Annotated in this window: 20 protein-coding genes; 11 read left to right on the top strand and 9 right to left on the bottom strand. The window is 62.0% G+C overall.

Annotation, left to right across the window (positions count from 1 at the left end):
* Positions 1-85: 85 nt before the first annotated feature.
* Together pbpG and IRZ77_RS25295 are read right to left on the bottom strand one after the other, a co-directional pair.
* Positions 86-1,012: a D-alanyl-D-alanine endopeptidase gene (pbpG, locus tag IRZ77_RS25290; RefSeq protein ID WP_023662495.1), complete on the bottom strand. Its 927-nt coding sequence runs from the start codon at positions 1,010-1,012 to the stop codon at positions 86-88.
* A 330-nt stretch (positions 1,013-1,342) separates the two neighbouring features.
* Positions 1,343-2,017, bottom strand: coding sequence for a polysaccharide lyase family 7 protein (locus IRZ77_RS25295; RefSeq protein WP_046615177.1), 675 nt, complete (start codon positions 2,015-2,017; stop codon positions 1,343-1,345).
* A gap of 235 nt (positions 2,018-2,252) precedes the next feature.
* Between IRZ77_RS25295 and IRZ77_RS25300 the strand changes: the two genes are divergently transcribed.
* A complete protein-coding gene (locus IRZ77_RS25300; RefSeq protein ID WP_196174588.1) occupies positions 2,253-2,576 on the top strand; it encodes a DUF1654 domain-containing protein in 324 nt (107 codons plus the stop codon).
* A 130-nt stretch (positions 2,577-2,706) separates the two neighbouring features.
* Here IRZ77_RS25300 and IRZ77_RS25305 read toward each other — a convergent pair whose 3' ends face one another.
* Entirely contained in the window at positions 2,707-3,531 is an 825-nt protein-coding gene (locus IRZ77_RS25305; protein WP_046615179.1) for a S24 family peptidase, read from the bottom strand.
* Positions 3,532-3,694: 163 nt separating this feature from the next.
* On the opposite strand from IRZ77_RS25305, the gene IRZ77_RS25310 reads away from it, so the two are divergent.
* Together IRZ77_RS25310 and IRZ77_RS25315 are read left to right on the top strand one after the other, a co-directional pair.
* Positions 3,695-4,060: a hypothetical protein gene (locus tag IRZ77_RS25310; protein WP_046615180.1), complete on the top strand. Its 366-nt coding sequence runs from the start codon at positions 3,695-3,697 to the stop codon at positions 4,058-4,060.
* A 65-nt stretch (positions 4,061-4,125) separates the two neighbouring features.
* Entirely contained in the window at positions 4,126-4,611 is a 486-nt protein-coding gene (locus IRZ77_RS25315) for a glycoside hydrolase family 24 protein (protein WP_085599233.1), read from the top strand.
* 73 nt (positions 4,612-4,684) lie between these two features.
* On the opposite strand, the gene IRZ77_RS25320 is transcribed toward IRZ77_RS25315, so the two are convergent.
* Positions 4,685-4,867, bottom strand: a complete 183-nt coding sequence (locus IRZ77_RS25320; RefSeq protein ID WP_025338686.1) for a hypothetical protein — start codon at positions 4,865-4,867, stop codon at positions 4,685-4,687.
* A gap of 94 nt (positions 4,868-4,961) precedes the next feature.
* Positions 4,962-5,306 (bottom strand): hypothetical protein, encoded by a 345-nt coding sequence (locus tag IRZ77_RS25325; RefSeq protein ID WP_025338687.1) that lies wholly within the window; start codon positions 5,304-5,306, stop codon positions 4,962-4,964.
* A 162-nt stretch (positions 5,307-5,468) separates the two neighbouring features.
* Between IRZ77_RS25325 and IRZ77_RS25330 the strand changes: the two genes are divergently transcribed.
* Complete coding sequence (locus tag IRZ77_RS25330) at positions 5,469-6,290, top strand: shikimate 5-dehydrogenase (protein ID WP_046615182.1); 822 nt, start codon at positions 5,469-5,471, stop codon at positions 6,288-6,290.
* 128 nt (positions 6,291-6,418) lie between these two features.
* Here IRZ77_RS25330 and IRZ77_RS25335 read toward each other — a convergent pair whose 3' ends face one another.
* The 3 genes from IRZ77_RS25335 to IRZ77_RS25345 all read right to left on the bottom strand — a co-directional run bounded on the left by IRZ77_RS25335 (position 6,419) and on the right by IRZ77_RS25345 (position 7,871).
* The gene (locus IRZ77_RS25335) at positions 6,419-6,661 is read right to left on the bottom strand and encodes a hypothetical protein (RefSeq protein WP_013973119.1); all 243 of its coding nucleotides are present in this window, start codon (positions 6,659-6,661) and stop codon (positions 6,419-6,421) included.
* Positions 6,662-6,758: 97 nt separating this feature from the next.
* Positions 6,759-7,286 carry a lactoylglutathione lyase gene (gloA, locus tag IRZ77_RS25340; protein ID WP_046615183.1) on the bottom strand — a complete coding sequence of 176 codons (528 nt, stop codon included), beginning with the start codon at positions 7,284-7,286 and terminating at the stop codon, positions 6,759-6,761.
* 225 nt (positions 7,287-7,511) lie between these two features.
* Complete coding sequence (locus IRZ77_RS25345; RefSeq protein ID WP_046615184.1) at positions 7,512-7,871, bottom strand: histone-like nucleoid-structuring protein, MvaT/MvaU family; 360 nt, start codon at positions 7,869-7,871, stop codon at positions 7,512-7,514.
* 361 nt (positions 7,872-8,232) lie between these two features.
* Between IRZ77_RS25345 and IRZ77_RS25350 the strand changes: the two genes are divergently transcribed.
* Complete coding sequence (locus IRZ77_RS25350; protein ID WP_046615185.1) at positions 8,233-9,522, top strand: OprD family porin; 1,290 nt, start codon at positions 8,233-8,235, stop codon at positions 9,520-9,522.
* A gap of 67 nt (positions 9,523-9,589) precedes the next feature.
* Positions 9,590-10,339 carry a precorrin-6A synthase (deacetylating) gene (cobF, locus tag IRZ77_RS25355; protein ID WP_046615186.1) on the top strand — a complete coding sequence of 250 codons (750 nt, stop codon included), beginning with the start codon at positions 9,590-9,592 and terminating at the stop codon, positions 10,337-10,339.
* 120 nt (positions 10,340-10,459) lie between these two features.
* On the opposite strand, the gene IRZ77_RS25360 is transcribed toward cobF, so the two are convergent.
* The gene (locus IRZ77_RS25360; protein ID WP_046615187.1) at positions 10,460-10,810 is read right to left on the bottom strand and encodes a response regulator; all 351 of its coding nucleotides are present in this window, start codon (positions 10,808-10,810) and stop codon (positions 10,460-10,462) included.
* A 247-nt stretch (positions 10,811-11,057) separates the two neighbouring features.
* On the opposite strand from IRZ77_RS25360, the gene IRZ77_RS25365 reads away from it, so the two are divergent.
* Genes IRZ77_RS25365 through IRZ77_RS25385 form a run of 5 tightly spaced genes read left to right on the top strand, consistent with a single transcriptional unit; the run spans position 11,058 to position 17,557 of the window.
* Complete coding sequence (locus IRZ77_RS25365) at positions 11,058-14,525, top strand: response regulator (RefSeq protein ID WP_046615188.1); 3,468 nt, start codon at positions 11,058-11,060, stop codon at positions 14,523-14,525.
* Positions 14,522-15,343, top strand: a complete 822-nt coding sequence (locus IRZ77_RS25370) for a CheR family methyltransferase (protein ID WP_046615189.1) — start codon at positions 14,522-14,524, stop codon at positions 15,341-15,343. Before IRZ77_RS25365 ends, IRZ77_RS25370 begins: the two co-directional genes overlap by 4 nt.
* The gene (locus IRZ77_RS25375) at positions 15,340-15,915 is read left to right on the top strand and encodes a chemotaxis protein CheB (RefSeq protein ID WP_085599227.1); all 576 of its coding nucleotides are present in this window, start codon (positions 15,340-15,342) and stop codon (positions 15,913-15,915) included. The genes IRZ77_RS25370 and IRZ77_RS25375 overlap by 4 nt, the downstream gene beginning before the upstream one ends.
* On the top strand, positions 15,909-17,135 hold the full coding sequence (locus tag IRZ77_RS25380) for a hybrid sensor histidine kinase/response regulator (RefSeq protein ID WP_046615191.1): 1,227 nt from the start codon (positions 15,909-15,911) through the stop codon (positions 17,133-17,135). The genes IRZ77_RS25375 and IRZ77_RS25380 overlap by 7 nt, the downstream gene beginning before the upstream one ends.
* A 44-nt stretch (positions 17,136-17,179) precedes the next feature.
* Complete coding sequence (locus tag IRZ77_RS25385; protein ID WP_085599223.1) at positions 17,180-17,557, top strand: response regulator; 378 nt, start codon at positions 17,180-17,182, stop codon at positions 17,555-17,557.
* Positions 17,558-17,637: the final 80 nt, after the last annotated feature.

The raw sequence follows: 17,637 nt of genomic DNA on the forward strand, positions 1-17,637 counted from the left end.
TCAATGCACAAATCGTCGGAGCTGCGTTGCAGCCCATCGCGACACAAGGCCGCTCCTGCAGGGGCCGGGTAGCATCAGGTGGCGGTCATTCGGCCGCCAGGCGGCCCTTGTTCTGCCGCTCCGCCTTGTACTGCATGGCCACTGCCGGCGCCGGTTTGGCAGCGCCGGTTTCCAGCCACTGACGCATGCGGCTGGCATCGGCGAAGTGGGTGTACTTGCCAAAGGCGTCGAGGATCACCATCGCCACCGGGCGGTTGTCCATGCGGGTCAGCAACACCAGGCAGTGCCCGGCTTCATTGGTAAAGCCGGTCTTGGTCAGCTTGATGTCCCAGTTGCTCTTGTTCACCAGGTGGTCGGTGTTGCGAAAGCCCAAGGTGTAGTTGGGCTTGCGGAAGGCCACGGTCTTCTCGCGGGTGGTCGACAGCTCGCTCAGCATCGGGTACTTGCGCGAAGCCATCAGCAGCTTGGCCAGGTCACGGGCCGTGGACACGTTCTGCGTCGAAAGGCCGGTCGGCTCGACGTAGCGGGTGTGCGCCATGCCCAGGCTGCGGGCCTTGGCGTTCATCGCCTTGATGAACGCCGGGTAACCGCCGGGGTAATGGTTGGCCAGGGTGTTGGCCGCGCGGTTTTCCGACGACATCAGGGTAATCAGCAAGGTTTCGCGGCGGTCGAGTTGGCTGCCCAGCCGCACACGCGAATACACGCCTTTCATTTCCGGGTTGTTGGCAATGGTCATGGTGAGCATCTCATCCATGGGCTGCTTGGCATCCAGCACTACCATCGCCGTCATCAGCTTGGTCACCGAGGCAATCGGCACCACGCGGTCAGCGTGGCTCGAATATAGCTCCTGGTTGGTGTTCAGGTCGATCAACAGGGCGCTGCCCGAGGCAAGGTGCAGCTTGGACGGGTCGCGTTGAACCTGGGCCGGGGGTTGTGCAGCAGCGGTCGACGGAAGGGTCGCAGTACCTGTGAGCAACAGCAGCAGGCTGAGGATGGACAGGGATGTTTTCACGTTGAGGCTCACTAAAAGTTGGTATGTCGTTGGCTGTGCAAGGGTTTTCCCCCAAAAAACCGCTGCATTCTGGAGTATGGCTGAATTGCTGTCGAATGCCTTATGACTAAAGGGCGCAACGTGAACGAAATTTAATCCGGTACCAGTTCTTTCCTATCATCATTCTGTCGAAGCCAACAGTACAACCTCGCTCGGCCTGCCGCTGGATCAGCCCGCCAGCCATGAGTATCGCGCCCGAGGGCGACCGCAAATCATGACCGCGCCCGGCTATCCCGATGCAACCTGCACTGGGGGGCAGGGGCATCGGGATGCCTTGCCGGTTGCCTGGGTTCAGGCATGGATCAGCGAGAGGTCGCTGATGATGCAGATCGAGCCGTCATCGGCAGGCGTGGTATCGGTGTAGTCCACCTGGTTGTAGACCCCGCCGTGGAATTCGAATAGCTGCGAAGCCCAGGTGCTGTCGAACTGCAGATCGCCGGACGAACCGCTCACTCCATTGCACCTGGCTGTGACGTTCACCACGCCTGCGGAGGTGGCGTGGATGCTCACCTCGAACTTCGCCCCTAGCGGTACCCCCTTGAGCACCGTGGAATTTACGGGATCTGCCTGGTTGTAGGTCTGTCGAAACCCCAGGGTGATGTCGCCCTTCTTCCAGAACACCTTCACGGGCGGGCTGTCGTCCCCGTAGACGTGCATCTGCGCAATGACCACCTTCTGCGCCCAGTTGACCTTGGTCAGCGTCATCTCCTGACGATTCCAGTGATCCGGGGCGCTGCCCAGGGTCCAGTATCTGGGCTCCGACCATTCGCAGCGGGTCCTGCGGGTGCTTTTGCTCGAGGCGCCTTTGGTGGGGGCAAACAACTGGACCGAACCATCGCTGAGCACTGTCACGTAGGTCGGGTACAGGGCAATCGCTTCGCTGCCGGTGAGTTCGCCCGCTACGGTGCTGATCGATGATTCGGCTACCGGAACGGCGATGGTGAGGTTGCGGATATCTACGCTCATGGTGTAACTCCTGAATGAAATGACGGTTGATGCCACAGCAGCACGGTGGCGGCTGCTGGAACGAAATTTAGCCTCGCGCTAAATTGGCGTCAATAGCTCATGGCTAAAATTATTTCGCCGGGCGACAAATTACCTGTTGGCGAAAATTTTCCGCAGTGGGGCTTTACGCTTGATTTGCCAGTGAGATAAGCTTTCCTCTAATACTGTACGAATATACAGCGGTCAGGATAACAATATGTCTAAGCAGGTGAAGTCGACGCCCCATCAGCGCCAGGAAATGACCGGAATGGAGCGGCTGAGCTTGCGGGTATCAGCGATGATCAACCACCCGCTCGCGCAGACGCAGCGTTGGGTGACGGTACATCGCCTGGATACCGATGGTGATGCCGAGTGGGAGGAGGTGATGGGCCTGCTGGCCGAGACGCCCGAGTTGGAACTGACCTTCAACGACGACGAGAGCGTGACGGTGCGCTGGGAGCGCGGCAGCGTGGAGGAGCGCGACGACTTTATCGTCGAGCAGGACAGCGAGCAGCCGGTAGAGGAGGCGGCACCTTTCTGAACATCGGAAAATGCCCGCTTCGTAGGAGCAGCCTTGTGCTGCGAAAAGGCCGGGACAGGCATGCCTTGTCAGTACTGGCCTCTTCGCATCACACGGCTGCTCCTGCAGTACCCCGCTAGATCAATGACGCTTACACAAGGTGCGCATTCCACACCAGCAGCACCCGTGCCTGGATGTAGGTCTCTTCCCGGCGAATCACGCGGTCCTTGTGCCGCGAGTTGTCGGAAATCATCTCGAAATGGTCTTCGTCGGCAATCTGCAGCCGCTTGATGTAGATGTGGTCGCCCCAGGAGAAGAGGTAGATTCCATCGCCGACGAACTCGCGGATGCTGACGTCCACGATCAGCGGGTCGCGGTGCTTGATGGTCGGCTCCATCGACTGGCCCCAGCCGGTCACCATCTTCAGGTGGTGGTGCTCGCTGAACTCCACGCCCAACTCACGCAGATGGCTTGGGCTGACGCGAACATCCTTGAACATCTCGGGGTAGTCGTGGGGAATCTGCCCGCCGCCCATTGCCGCACGGACGTCGTAGTGGGCAATCCACACTTCGTCGCCCACCAGGCCTGGCCGAACAAGTTCAGCTGCCACCAGCGTCGAGTCTGCCGGCTCCTCAGCGGCGGCCAGTAGCCTTTGCCGGGTTTCTTCAGGGATGCCTCTGCCGCTTCTGGCAAGCATCTGCTTCACCAGGTCGGCCGCGGAAAGCTTGCTGTCGCCAGCCTCGACCGGCGACTGCGCCTGGTCGCCCGCTGCCATCGCGTCGAACCACCCCCGCGGCAGGCCTTCGATGCCCTCGATTCTGCGGGCCACGTCATCGCCCAGGTTCTTCGCTGTCTTGTCCGAAAGGATCTGGCTCAGGTGCGCAGGCGCCATCCCCCAGCGCTCTGCGCAGGATCCCTTCCTCTGGCTGCCGATCAGCTTGACCAGGTTGTGCTTGCGAATTTCGTAGATGTCCATGGGGCGAAGCATGCCAGTGTTTAGCTCGCTGCTAAATATGCTCAAAGCTAAATTTCGCTTGTCATTACATTAGCTGCAGGCTAAATTTAATATGCAAGCAAGGAAAGCCTCCGAGAAGCTGTTCTCCAGGGCTTACGACATCACCATCGGAAATGAGGTTTTCATGGATCCGACTGACCTCGGCCCAGGCACCATCACCTGGCTGGGCGGAACAGGCACCGTTTTGCTGGGTGCATTCCTCTGGCTGCGCAAGTGGCTGTCCAGGGATGCGGCTGACCGTGCCATGGACAACGCTGATATTGGCGTGGTCCGGCGCCTGAACGAGCTGCTCGATATCGAGCGTGACGCACGAAGGGAAGCGCAGGCCAGGGCCGATCAGTTTGCCAAGGAACGCAATGAGCTGGTGGTCACCGTAGGGCGCCTGGAGGGCAAGATCGAAGCGCTGACCAGTCGGGGCAGCCATCCTCCCCGGCAGGTCATCGTCCAGGGTGAGGGGGTCGCCCGCCTGCGCGGGAAGCAGGGTGAGTGAGGCGGCCCGCAAGACAAATTCTGTTCACGCCCATGCGTATGGGCCTTTTTCTGTATGGAGACAACATGGCTCGATTGGATTCTGCCGCTGCCGGCGGCGCGAACGTGCTCGCATTCCTGGACATGCTGGCCTGGTCCGAGGGTACCTCGACCATCGTTGCCAGTGATGATGGCTACAACGTCCTGGTCGGCGGTCAGCTTTTCAATGACTACAGAGGGCACCCGAGGCAGAAGGTATGGTTGCCCAGCTACGGCATCCACAGCTCCGCAGCGGGGCGGTACCAGATTCTGGCCGGTACCTGGGATGCCATCGTGAGCACTTATGGCTTCAATGGCCGCTTTACCCCTGAGGCCCAGGACCTGGCGGCAATCAAGTTGCTGAGCGAGTGCGGCGCACTGGCACTGATCAAGGCCGGCCACATTACCCAGGCCATTGCCAAGGCCGCGCCCATCTGGGCCAGCCTGCCTGGCGCTGGCTACGGTCAGCATGAGCACCAATTGGCCGCGTTGTTGGCAATGTTCATCGCCTGCAGCGGGGAGGTGCAGGCGTAGCGCCCAGGCAAAAAAAGACCCGCCAGGTAGGCGGGCCAGAAGGGCGTAGGGAGCAACGCACAACAAATACGGGTCAGGCGACCAGGGTGCCTGGTTGCAACTGTTCGACCAGCGCCTGGGCCGAGGCGAGGGTAGGCATCGGGCCGCTTACGGCTTCGCCGTTGCGCACCAGGTACCAGCATGCCAGCAGGCCCTGCTGACGCAGCGAAGCGGGGACGGCACTGCCGACGACGGACATGATCTGGATAGTGGCCATGTGGACCTCCTGTAAAACATGGCCCTACCTTACGCAGCAGCCGGGGCGGTTTGAAATTAACTTCCTCGATAGTGGTCATTGGTTCTATCAACATTTACCACCGCGGCGGGCCGTAATACACCGGTGGCGGGCCGTAGTAGGTTCGGTAGCCCGGGGGCGGTGGTGCTGGCACGTAGTACGGCTGGTAGTACACCGGCGGTGGCGGTGGTTGCACGTACACCGGTGGCGGCCCGTAGTAGACCGGTTGGCGCTCGACGTACACGGTACGGTCACGCCCGCCATAAACCGTCGCCCCGACCACGGCGCCAACCACGGCCGCACCCAGCAGCGGGCCGGGGCCATACCAACCGCCATGGCCATGGCCGCCATGGGCGACAGCGGGCGCACTGATGGCCAGGGCTCCGACCAGCAGGGCGATTCCGGGAATGTGACGGTTCATGAAGATACCCTCGCAAGGACACTCCAGGTGTGGGGTCCTATTACTATGACTCCACTCTTCGTCAGCTGAGCACGGGGGAACGGTAAAGGTTGTGTAAGGGACGACCAGCGGTTGCCTCTGTTACGCTGAACAAACGTTTCAGTTATGACAAAGGAGCAGGTTATGTCGACAACTCCCAGTAGAGACACCGTGCTGTGCATTTCCCTGGCCGGCCGCCCCGGCACCTTCGGGGTACGGTTCCACAACCACCTGTACCAGCAGTTGGGCCTGGACTTCTATTACAAGGCCATGCGCACCGATGACCTGCCGGCGGCGGTGGCGGGTATTCGCGCCTTGGGTATCCGCGGTTGTGGTGTATCGATGCCGTACAAGGAGGCCTGCATGGCCTTGGTCGACGAGATCGACCCATCGGCGGCGGCCATCGAGTCGGTCAATACCCTGGTCAATACCAATGGCCACCTGAAGGCCTACAACACCGATTACCTGGCCGTGCGCCAGCTACTGGCGCAGCACCAGGTCGACCCGACCACGGCGTTTGCCTTGCGCGGCAGTGGCGGCATGGCCAAGGCCGTGGCAAGTGCCTTGCGCGACGCCGGGTTCGCCGAAGGCATCATCGTTGCGCGCAACGAGCAGGCCGGGCGGCAGTTGGCGGATGTCTGTGGTTATCGCTGGGTGCCGGAGCTGGAGGACCTGTGCCCACCCATGCTGGTGAACGTGACGCCGATCGGCATGGCGGGCGGCCCCGAGGCCGAGGAACTGGCGTTTTCCGAGAACGCCATTGCCGCGGCGGCGCGAGTGTTCGACGTGGTGGCGATGCCAGAGAGCACACCGTTGATCCGCCGGGCGCGGGCGCTGGGCAAGCCGGTGATCACCGGGCTGGAGGTGATCGCGCTGCAGGCGCTGGAGCAGTTCGTGCTGTACACCGGGGTGCGGCCGACCCGGGCGCAGGTGGAGGCGGCGGTGGCGTACGCCCGGGATATCTGATTATTACTGTGCCGGCCCATTCGCGGGTAAACCCGCTTCCACAGGGATAGTGCCGGCATGTAGCGGCGGCGCTACCTCCTGTGGGAGCGGGTTTACCCGCGAAGAGGCCGGTACAGGCATCGACAAGGTCAGAACACCTTGTGCCCTTCATCCAGCTGCTGGTCGACCAGCGCCCGGCCATGGGCCAGCGACACATGCTGTGCGTTCTCGAGGTCGGAGAAGAACTTCATCGGCATCGACATGCGCCTGCTGGTGTGTCCGTCGGGGTCGGTGATCAGGCACCCGGCGGCATAGGGCAGGGGGGAATCGGGGTGGGGCATCACGCTGGCGGTGATGGTGTGCTTGCGATATTCACAGTGAAGAGATTGCATCGTCCTTACCTCGCTGTGGCATGTGAAGCAGTTACCTTCATATACCACAGCAAGGGGCCGGGAGTTCCCGGCCCGACGAGCGAGCCGCGATGAGCGCTCAGCCTTTGAGGTCGGTCGGCTGGATGACTTCAACCCAGTAACCATCCGGGTCCTTGACGAAGGCCAGGTGGTTCATGCGCCCGTCCTGCAGGCGTTTCTGGAACGGTACATCCAGTGCCTCGAAGCGTGCACAGGCAGCGCGTACGTCTGGTACCGAAATGCAGATATGGCCAAAGCCGCGTGGGTCGGTATTGCCGTTGTGGTAGGCAAATTCGGCATCGTTTTCGGTGCCGTGGTTGTGGGTCAGCTCCAGCACGCCCGGAATCGACTTCATCCATTGGTGGCGTTCGTTGTCATCGGCCGGGATCTGCGCCGGGTCGACCAGGGCCAGGAAGTACAGGCTGAAGGCAGCTTCGGGGAAGTCGCGCTTGTCCACCAGGCGGAAGCCCAGCACGCGGGTGTAGAAGTCCAGGGACTTCTCGATGTCCTTGACCCGCAGCATGGTGTGGTTGAAGACGAACTGGGCAGTGGCGGCGTCCGGTTGGGCGGTGACGCCAGGCAGGGTTTGCAGATCGTGCAGGCTCATGGGAACTCCTGAGACGGGGCCGGGCGCAGGGCGCCGGCAAAACAGACAGGCTGGCCATGATACGGCAGTGTGTCGATTGCGCAAATGAAAGCGCCCTGCACGAGGCAGGGCGCTGGAATTAGAGGCCCGCATGTGCGGGCGCGTGATGGGGTCGCTAGTCCTTTAGCTGTCTCGATACTGAGCCAGCCCTTGTGAAAAAAGTGTGAAGTACGTGTGGACGTTTCATCAGCGTACCCAGCTTTCTACCGTGGCGGCTCCGTATTGTTCTTTCCAGGCCTTGAGCCCACGGTGGTTGCCCCCTTTGGTCTCGATCCGCTCGCCGGTGTGCGGGTTGGTGTAAACCTTCACCACGCGCGCGCGGCGCTGTTGCTTGGGCGCTGCACTGGTAACCCGGGCCACTGCCTTCGGGTCGAGGATGGCGATGATATCGCGCAGGCTCTTGTCGTAGCTTTTCATCAGGCCGACTAGTTTCTGCTCGAATTCGATTTCGCGTTTGAGGCCGGCATCCTTTTTCAACGCTTCCAGTTGCGCCATCTGTTCCTGGAGCGCTTTTTCGGCAGCACGAAACTCTGCAAGTCTGGACACTGTAATCACTCCTGTACGTCGGTCGTGGCAGGGCGTGACGAACATTGAAGAAGAATAAAAACGCCGGCCACGCGGGTGGGTTCCGCTGTTCGCTGATATCGAGTGTAGTCATTCGTGGGTACTGGGTAAACTGCAAACTTTTTGTAAGTAAGCCGGGAACTTTCCTAGTTTTGTGCGCGGTATTTTCCGGTTTTTCCGCGGTTGCCTTGCGGGTTGCTTAGACCATGGTCCAATGGCCCATGCCAGAGCCTTCGCGCGATCATTTCAGATGATGGCTGGCTATTGTCCGGCCCCCTCGCAGTACCGTGGCCAGTACGTGCCACAGGTTGTTTACTCGCCTTGATTCTGGATGTTCTCTCCCATGTTTGCCCCTTTCCCCCTCGCCCCCGGGCGTCGTGTTGCCGGCCTGTTCCTGTTGTGTGCCGGCGTCAATGCCCAGGCCGCCGGTTTTCTTGAAGACAGCAGTGCAAAGGTCGAAGCACGCAATGTCTATTTCAACCGGGATTTTCGTGACGGCCACAGCAGTTCCAGCCAGGGTGCGTCCAAACGCGAAGAATGGGCACAAGGTTTCATCCTCAATGTACAGTCGGGTTATACGCAGGGGCCGGTAGGTTTTGGTGTGGATGCGCTGGGCATGTTCGGCTTCAAACTTGACTCCAGCCCGGCGGACAGTAACAGCGGCCTGTTGCCGTCTTCCGGCCATGACCCACGGCACTCGGCGGACCAGTACGCGAAGATGGGCCTGGCGGCCAAGGTCAAGGTTTCCAATACCGTGCTCAAGTACGGTTCGATGATGCCGGATTTGCCGCTGCTCAAGTACAACGATGGTCGCCTGCTACCGACCATGTTCCATGGCGCCATGCTCACCTCCGAAGAAGTGCGCGACCTGAAGTTCACCTTGGCCCGCCTGGACAAGTACACCGCACGGGATTCCACCGACCGCCAGGACATTCGGGTGCATTGCAAGAACAAGCGCTATGCCTGCGATATCGAGGCTGATCACTTTGACCTGGCCGGTGTCGATTACCGTTTCAACGAGCGCTTCAGCGCCCAGTACCAGGTGGCCAAGCTGGAGAACATCTACCGCCAGCACTTCCTCGGCCTGGTGGCCAGCCAGCCATTGGCCGTGGGCAGCCTGACGGCAGACCTGCGCTTGATCAAGAGTGACGACATCGGCAATGCCCGCGCCGGCGAAATAGACCATCGCGCGTTCAGCGGCATGCTCGGCTACAGCCTGGGTGGCCACAAGCTCAGTGCCGGCTGGCAGCGCATGTATGGCGACAGTGCCATGCCATACCTGGATGGCACCAACCCCTACCTGGTCAACTATGCCCAGGTCAACGATTTCGCCGCCGCCCAGGAACGTTCCTGGCAGGTGCGTTATGACTATGACTTCAAGGCCCTGGGCGTGCCCGGCCTGACCTTCTTCACCCGCTACATCAACGGTGACAATATCAAGGTGCCGGGCAGCACGGCCGAAGGCAAAGAGTGGGAACGCGACACCGAGTTCAAGTACCAGGTGCAAAGTGGCACATTCAAGGATGTCAGTGTGCGCCTGCGTAATTCCACTTACCGCAGCAACTATGAAAAGTGGGCGCGTGACATGGACGAGACTCGGGTCATCGTCAGCTACAACTTCTCCGTCTTCTGATGGGGCGCTTTGCCAAATACCGGCAGCCACCTGACAATGGCTGCTGGTTCCCGCAAAGGACAGGGCAATGAAAGACCTGTTGTTGATCGGCATCGGCCCGGGTGACCCGCGCCAGGTCACCTACGAGGCGGTCGATGCGCTGCGCCAGGCCAGCGTGTTCTTCGTACTCGACAAGGGCGGCGACAAGGACGAACTGGTGCACCTGCGCAAGGCCATCCTGCAACGCTACAGGCCCGAGGGCGGCTACCGCCTGGTACAGGTGGCCGACCCTGCACGCGATGGCCAGGCGGATGACTATCTGGGCGCGGTGCAGGACTGGCACCGGCAGCGCGCAGCGCTGTATGCCCAACTGATCGAACAGGAGATAGGCGACGGTGAAACCGGCGCTTTTTTGCTGTGGGGCGAGCCGACGCTTTACGACAGCACCCTGCGCATACTTGGCCTGGTCCGCGAGCGTGGTGTGGCGCTGCGCCTGCGGGTAATTCCGGGCATCAGCAGCGTGCAGGCGTTGGCGGCGCGCCATCAGGTGCCGCTCAACCGCATCGGTGAGCCGTTGACCGTATTGCCAGGGCGGCGCCTGGCCGGGCAGGGGCAGATCGACAATGTGCTGGTGATGCTCGACGGGCAGTGCGCGTTTGCCCGGCTCGATGATCCGGCATTGATGATCTACTGGGGGGCGTACCTTGGGACCGCGGATGAGGTGCTGATTGCCGGGCCATTGCAGGCGGTAAAGGCGCAGATAGTGGAAGTGCGTGAGCGGGAGCGGGCGCGCAAGGGGTGGATCATGGATAGCTACCTGTTGCGCAGGGAGCTGTGAGGTGTGTTACCTGTTCCGGCCCTTTCGCGGGTGAACCCGCTCCCACAGGTACAGCGCCAGCTTCAGGGGCGCGCGTTCCCTGTGAGAGCGGGCAAGCCCGCGAAGCAGGAGACGCCGACTTCAGGGGTTACCCAGAAGGGCCTGCACCTTCTCCCGCAACTGGTCGATGCTGAACGGCTTGCCGATCAGGTGCATGCCCTCCGGCACTTTGATGTTCTCGGCATAGCCACTGGCGAACAGCACCGGCAGCAGCGGGCGCAGCTCGCGCGCCTTGCCGGCCAACTCTTCGCCGCGCATGTCCGGCAGCCCCACGTCGGTCAGCATCAGCGCCAACTCCTGGCCCGGGTCCTCGAGAATGCGCCGCGCCGCGTCGGCACTGGCCGCCTCGATGACCGTGTAGCCCAGTTCGTCGAGCACTTCGACCATCAGCATGCGTACGATGTCGTCGTCTTCGACTACCAGAAGGTGCATGGTTCGGATCCTGTGCTAATGAATGTCTTTAATCTGTGCTCCAGATGGCAGCAGAAGTTCCCGAGGATACCGGGCACTGCAATCAGATGGAACGTTTGGCGCACGCTACCTTCAAATACTGGCTAAATGCCCTGCCAGACCCGTCAAAGCTGGTTAGACTCGCTTTACGGGACAGAGCAGCGGCAGACAACTACAACGATCGATTTGCCACACTTTCAATGGACTTTACTTGCTCGGGCGTTTTCACATGATTCAAGCAGCCACGATGGACCAGCGGAGCTTCCGCAAGCTGTTGAGCCGCAACGTCGGCCTACCCCTGGGGGTTGGCCTGCTGGGGGCCGTTGCCTTCGTCGCGGTGATCAACTACCTGCTTTCGGCCTTGCAGTGGGTCGAGCACACCGACCGGGTGATCGGCAATGCCAACGAAACGGTCAAACTGTCGATCGACATGGAAACCGGCATGCGTGGCTTCCTCATCACCGGCGACGAGCGTTTCCTCGACCCCTACGAGGTGGCCAAGCCACGCATCTTCGGCAGCCTGCAGAGCCTGCGCGGCATGGTCGAGGACAACCCGCAGCAGGTCGAACGCATCGACCGGCTGATCGCCCTGCAGCAGGCGTGGAACACCTTCGGCAGCGAGATGATCAACTTGCGCCGCAGCCAGGGTGATTACAGCGCCTTGATCGGCAACGGCCGCGGCAAGCGCCTGACCGACGAGATCCGCAAGGAGTTCGACAACCTGATCGCCAGCGAACAACAGTTGCGCATGGCGCGCAACGAGCGGGTCAACAGTGTGACCGTCACGGTCATGTCGTCCTTCGTGCTGTTCATCGTCGGCCTCAGCGCCTTGCTGGCCTACCTCGGGCGGCGCGACCTGCTGGCGCTGTCCGGTAGCTATGACGAAAACCTGAAAGCCCAGCAGCGCGCGGCCGAACACCTGGAATACCAGGCATGGCTGCGCAACGGGCAAACGCAACTGGCCGAACAGGTGCTCGGCCAGCTGACCCTGCCCATGCTCGGTGACAACATCCTGCGCTTCTTCGCCGGTTACCTGGGCAGCGTGGTCGGCGCGTTGTATGTGCGCGACGAACATGGCCGCCTGGTGCGTGTGGCCAGCTATGGCCTGGATGCCGAGGAGCAGGCACGCGAGCAGGTGCTGGGCGATCACGAAGGCCTGCTGGCCCAGGCCGTGCGCGAAGCGCGGCTGCTGCGCCTGGACGACTTGCCCGAAGGCTATTTCCACCTCAGTTCCGGCCTGGGCCGGGGCCTGCCGCGCAGTGCCATGCTGATGCCCTGCAGCGATGACGGGCAGATCAACGGCGTGCTGGAGCTGGGCTTCCTGCGGCCGCTGCAGGAGCGTGACGAAGAGATGCTGCAGCGGGTCCGTGGCAACCTCGGTATCTCCATCGAAAGCGCTCGCTACCGGCAACGCCTGCAGGAAGTGCTGGCCGAGACCCAGCAACTGAACGAAGAGCTGCAAGTGCAGCAGGAAGAGCTGAAAACCGCCAACGAAGAGCTCGAAGAGCAATCCCGCGTGCTCAAGGAGTCCCAGGCCCACCTGGAAACCCAGCAGGCGGAACTGGAGCAGACCAACGAGCAACTGTCCGAGCGCACCGAGGCGCTGGACCGCAAGAACGACGAACTGCTCCAGGCCCAGGACGAGCTGCAGGCGCGCGCCGAGGAGCTGCAGCGTTCGAGCAAGTACAAGTCCGAATTCCTCGCCAACATGTCCCACGAGCTGCGCACGCCGTTGAACAGTTCGCTGATCCTGGCCAAGCTGCTGGCGGAGAACGGCGAGGGCAACCTCAGCGACGAGCAGGTCAAGTTCGCCGAATCCATCTATTCGGCCGGCAACGACCTGCTCAACCTGATCAACGACATTCTCGACATCGCCAAGGTGGAAGCCGGCAAGCTCGAAGTGCGCCCCGAAAACACCCAGGTGGAACGCCTGGTCGAAGGCCTGCGTGGCATGTTCGAGCCGTTGGCCGGGCACAAGGGGCTGGCCTTCGAGGTGACCGCCGAGGCGCAGGTGCCGGCCACTCTTTTCACCGACCGCCAGCGGCTGGAGCAGATTCTCAAGAACCTGTTGTCCAACGCCATCAAGTTCACCGAGCGCGGCCAGGTCAGCCTGAACATCGGTTACCAGCCTGGCACCGGCATCGTCTTCGCCGTGCGCGATACCGGCATCGGCATCGCCGCCGACCAGCAGCAGGCAATCTTCGGCGCCTTCCACCAGGTCGATGGCACCAGCAACCGCCGTTATGGCGGTACCGGCCTTGGCCTGTCCATTTCCCGCGACCTGGCGCACCTGCTGGGCGGGCAGATCAACGTCGACAGCAGCCCCGGCCAGGGCAGCGTGTTCAGCCTGATCCTGCCGGAGCGCTATGAGCGGGTGGCGCAGGATATCGAGCCGCTCAGCCTGCGCCCGGCGGTCGACAGCCTGCCACCCCCGCCGCAGGCACCGGCGGTGGCGGCGCCGAAACGGCAGGCACCGGTGTTTGACGACGACCGCGAGCGTGCGCCGTTCGGCAACCGCTGCATTCTGGTTATCGAGGACGAACCGAATTTCGCCCGCATCCTCTTCGACCTGGCCCACGAGCTGGGCTACAGCTGCCTGGTGGCGCAGGGCGCCGACGAGGGCTTCGAACTGGCCGCCCAGTACATCCCCGATGCCATCCTGCTTGACATGCGCCTGCCTGACCATTCCGGCCTGACCGTGCTGCAACGCCTGAAGGAGCAGGCGAGCACCCGGCACATCCCGGTGCATATCATTTCGGTGGAGGACCGGGTCGAGGCTGCCATGCACATGGGCGCAGTAGGCTACGCGGTCAAGCCCACCAGCCGCGAACAACTGAAGGAAGTGTTCGCCCGCCTGGAGGCCAAGCTGACCCAGAAGCTCAAGCACATCCTGCTGGTCGAGGACGACGACCTGCAGCGCGAGAGCATTGCGCGCCTGATCGGCGACGACGATGTCGAGATCACCGCCGTGGCCATGGCCCAGGATGCCCTGGCGTTGCTGCGCGAGAACATCTACGACTGCATGATCATCGACCTCAAGCTGCCCGACATGCTCGGCAACGAGCTGCTCAAGCGCATGACCGCCGAGGATATCCGTGCCTTCCCGCCGGTGATCGTGTATACCGGGCGCAACCTGACCCGCGAAGAAGAAGCCGATCTGCTCAAGTATTCGCGCTCCATCATCATCAAGGGCGCCCGTTCGCCGGAGCGCCTGCTGGACGAAGTGACGCTGTTCCTGCACAAGGTCGAGTCGCAGTTGTCCAACGAACGCCAGCGCATGCTCAAGACCGCGCGCAGCCGCGACAAGGTATTCGAAGGCCGCAAGGTGTTGCTGGTGGACGACGATGTGCGCAACATCTTCGCCCTCACCAGCGCGTTGGAGCACAAGGGTGCGATCGTCGAAATCGGCCGCAACGGCCGCGAAGCCATCGAGCGCCTGGAGCAGCATGACGACATCGACCTGGTGCTGATGGACGTGATGATGCCGGAGATGGACGGCTTCGAGGCCACTCGGCTGATCCGCCAGCAATCGCGCTGGCGCAAGCTGCCGATCATTGCCGTGACCGCCAAGGCGATGAAGGATGACCAGCAGCGTTGCCTGCAGGCCGGCGCCAACGATTACCTGGCCAAACCGATCGACCTGGACCGTTTGTTCTCGCTGATCCGTGTGTGGCTGCCGCAACTGGAGCGAATTTGACTAGCGAACGTAACACCGATATCGAAATCCGCTTGCTGATCGAGGCCATCTACCTCAAGTACAGCTACGATTTCCGCAACTATTCCGGCGCGTCGATCAAGCGTCGGATCCTGCATGCGCTGCGCCAGTTCGACTGCCTCACGGTGTCGGCGCTGCAGGAGCGCGTGCTGCACGACCCTGGCATGTTCATGCAGTTGCTGCAGTACCTGACGATCCCGGTCAGCGAGATGTTCCGCGACCCGGGGCACTACCTGGCGCTGCGCAACGAAGTGGTGCCGCTGCTGCGCACCTGGCCTTCGATCAAGGTGTGGATTGCCGGTTGCAGCACGGGCGAGGAGGTGTATTCGATGGCCATCCTGCTGCGCGAGGAGGGCCTGCTGGAACGCACCATCATTTATGCCACCGACATCAATCCGCATTCGCTGGACAAGGCCAAGCAGGGCATCTATTCGATGCAGAGCATGCACGAGTACGCCGAAAACTATCGCATCGCAGGCGGCCGGCGTGACTTTGCCGAGTACTACACCGCGGCCTACGGCAACGCCATCATGGATAGTACCTTGCGTGACAACGTGACCTTCGCCGACCACAGCCTGGCCACCGACAGCGTGTTTTCCGAAACCCAGCTGGTGTCGTGCCGCAACGTGCTCATCTACTTCAACAAGGAGCTGCAGGACCGCGCCCTGGGCCTGTTCCACGAGTCGCTGTGTCACCGCGGCTTTTTGGTGCTGGGCAGCAAGGAATCGGTGGATTTTTCCGCCTACAGCGAGCGTTTCGAGCCGCTGGTCAAGCCCGAACGGATCTACCGCAAGTCATGAAAGGCGTACGCGCGATGGTAGTCGGCGCCTCTGCGGGCGGCGTGACGGCGCTGTTCAGCGTGCTGGGCGCATTGCCGGCCGGCGTCGCCATTCCGGTGATATGTGTGCTGCACCTGCCGGATGACCGCCACAGCCAGCTGGCCGAAGTGCTGCAGCGCCGCCTGCGGCGGCCAGTGTGCGAAGCCCGTGACAAGCAGCCGCTGCGCGCCGGGCAGATCTACGTGGCCGGGCCGGGTTACCACCTGTCCGTGGAGCGTGACCTGACCCTGTCGCTGAGCCAGGAGCCGCCGGTGCATTTTTCCCGGCCGGCGATCGACTACCTGTTCATGTCGGCGGCCGATGCCTACGGAGCCGGCCTGCTGGGCATGCTGCTCACCGGCGCCAACGAAGATGGCGCCGAAGGCCTGGCCTATATCAAGCGCAACGGGGGACGGACCGTGGTCCAGGACCCTTGCGACGCACAGGTGGCGCTGATGCCGGAGGCCGCACTGGCCCTGCACCAGCCCGACCATATTCTTTCTCTGAGTGGCATCGAGCGATTGCTCGCGGCCCTGGAACCCAGCGCATGCTAAGCCACACCATCGCAAAACTGCTGATCGTCGACGACCTGCCAGAAAACCTGCTGGCCCTCGACGCCCTGATCCAGGGCCAAGACCGCGAGGTGCACCAGGCCCAGTCGGCCGAGGCAGCGTTGTCGCTGTTGCTCGAGCACGAGTTCGCCCTGGCCATCCTCGACGTGCAGATGCCGGGCATGAACGGTTTCGAGCTGGCCGAGCTGATGCGCGGCACGGAAAAGACCCGCAACATCCCCATCGTGTTCGTCACTGCCGCCGGGCGCGAGATGAACTACGCGTTCAAGGGTTATGAAAGCGGCGCGGTGGACTTCCTGCACAAGCCGCTCGACACCCTGGCGGTGAAGAGCAAAGTGTCGGTGTTCGTCGACCTGTACCGCCAGCGCAAGGTGCTCGACCGCCAGTTGGAGGCCCTTGAACGCAGCCGCCAGGAGCAGGAGCTGCTGCTGGCCCAGCTGCAAACGGCGCGGGCTGAACTGGAACATGCCGTGCGTATGCGCGATGACTTCATGTCGATCGTGTCCCATGAGGTGCGCACCCCTCTCAATGGCCTGATCCTGGAAACCCAGCTGCGCAAGCTGCACCTGGCACGCGGCAACCTGGCCGCCTTCAGCGGCGACAAGCTGCAGGCCATGGTCGAGCGCGACGAGCGCCAGATCAACAGCCTGATCCGCCTGGTCGAAGACATGCTCGATGTGTCGCGCATCCGCACCGGCAAACTGTCGCTGCGGCCCAAGGCGTTCGACCTGAGCCTGCTGGTGCGTGGCCTGGTGGAGAACTTTGCCGCCCAGGCCAGCGCACTGGAAACCCATATCGAGTTGCAGCGCTGCGAGCCGCTGCAAGGCGAGTGGGACGAGTTTCGCATCGAGCAGGTGCTGGCCAACCTGTTGTCCAATGCCTTGCGTTATGGTGAGCGCAAGCCGGTGCAGGTACGGGTGTTCGAGCAGGACGGCCTGGCTTGCGTACAGGTGCAGGACCATGGCATCGGCATCTGTGTGGCCAACCAGCAGCGCATCTTCCAGCAGTTCGAGCGGGTCGCCACCCAGCAAGCCAGTGGTGGGTTGGGCCTGGGGCTGTACATATCGGAACAGATCGTCCAGGCCCATGGCGGGCGCATACTGGTGCAGAGTGAAGAGGGCAAAGGGGCCACCTTCACCTTGCAATTGCCACTGGCAACCTACGAACAACAAAACGACCAGGCACGGGCAACCTCTGCCTGAGACTGGGGTCTGATGGCCAGCTGTAAGTATTTCAAGGCGTTGACATGAGTGAAGATGCACAAGACGTAGTACTGGTGGTCGAGGACGAACCGGCGATTCGCATGATCCTGCGTGATTACCTGGCAGGAGAGGGCTACCACGTGCTGGTGGCCGAAGATGGTGAACAGGCATTCGCGATCCTGGCGAGCAAGCCGCACCTGGACCTGATGGTGACGGACTTCCGCTTGCCGGGCGGGGTTTCCGGGGTGGACATTGCCGAGCCGGCGGTGAAATTGCGGCCGGACCTGAAGGTGATCTTCATCAGCGGCTACCCGGCGGAGATTCTCGAATCCGGCAGCCCGATCACCCGCAAGGCACCGATCCTGGCCAAGCCGTTCGACCTGGATACCTTGCACGAGCAGATCCAGTCGCTTCTGCGCTAGCCTGCACTGGCCCTTTCGCGGGTAAACCCGCTCCCACAGGAACTGTGCAAGTCTCAAGGTTTGCACAGTTCCTGTGGGAG

Origin of the sequence: Pseudomonas pudica (genome assembly GCF_015680405.1) — a bacterium.
Classification (GTDB): domain Bacteria; phylum Pseudomonadota; class Gammaproteobacteria; order Pseudomonadales; family Pseudomonadaceae; genus Aquipseudomonas; species Aquipseudomonas pudica.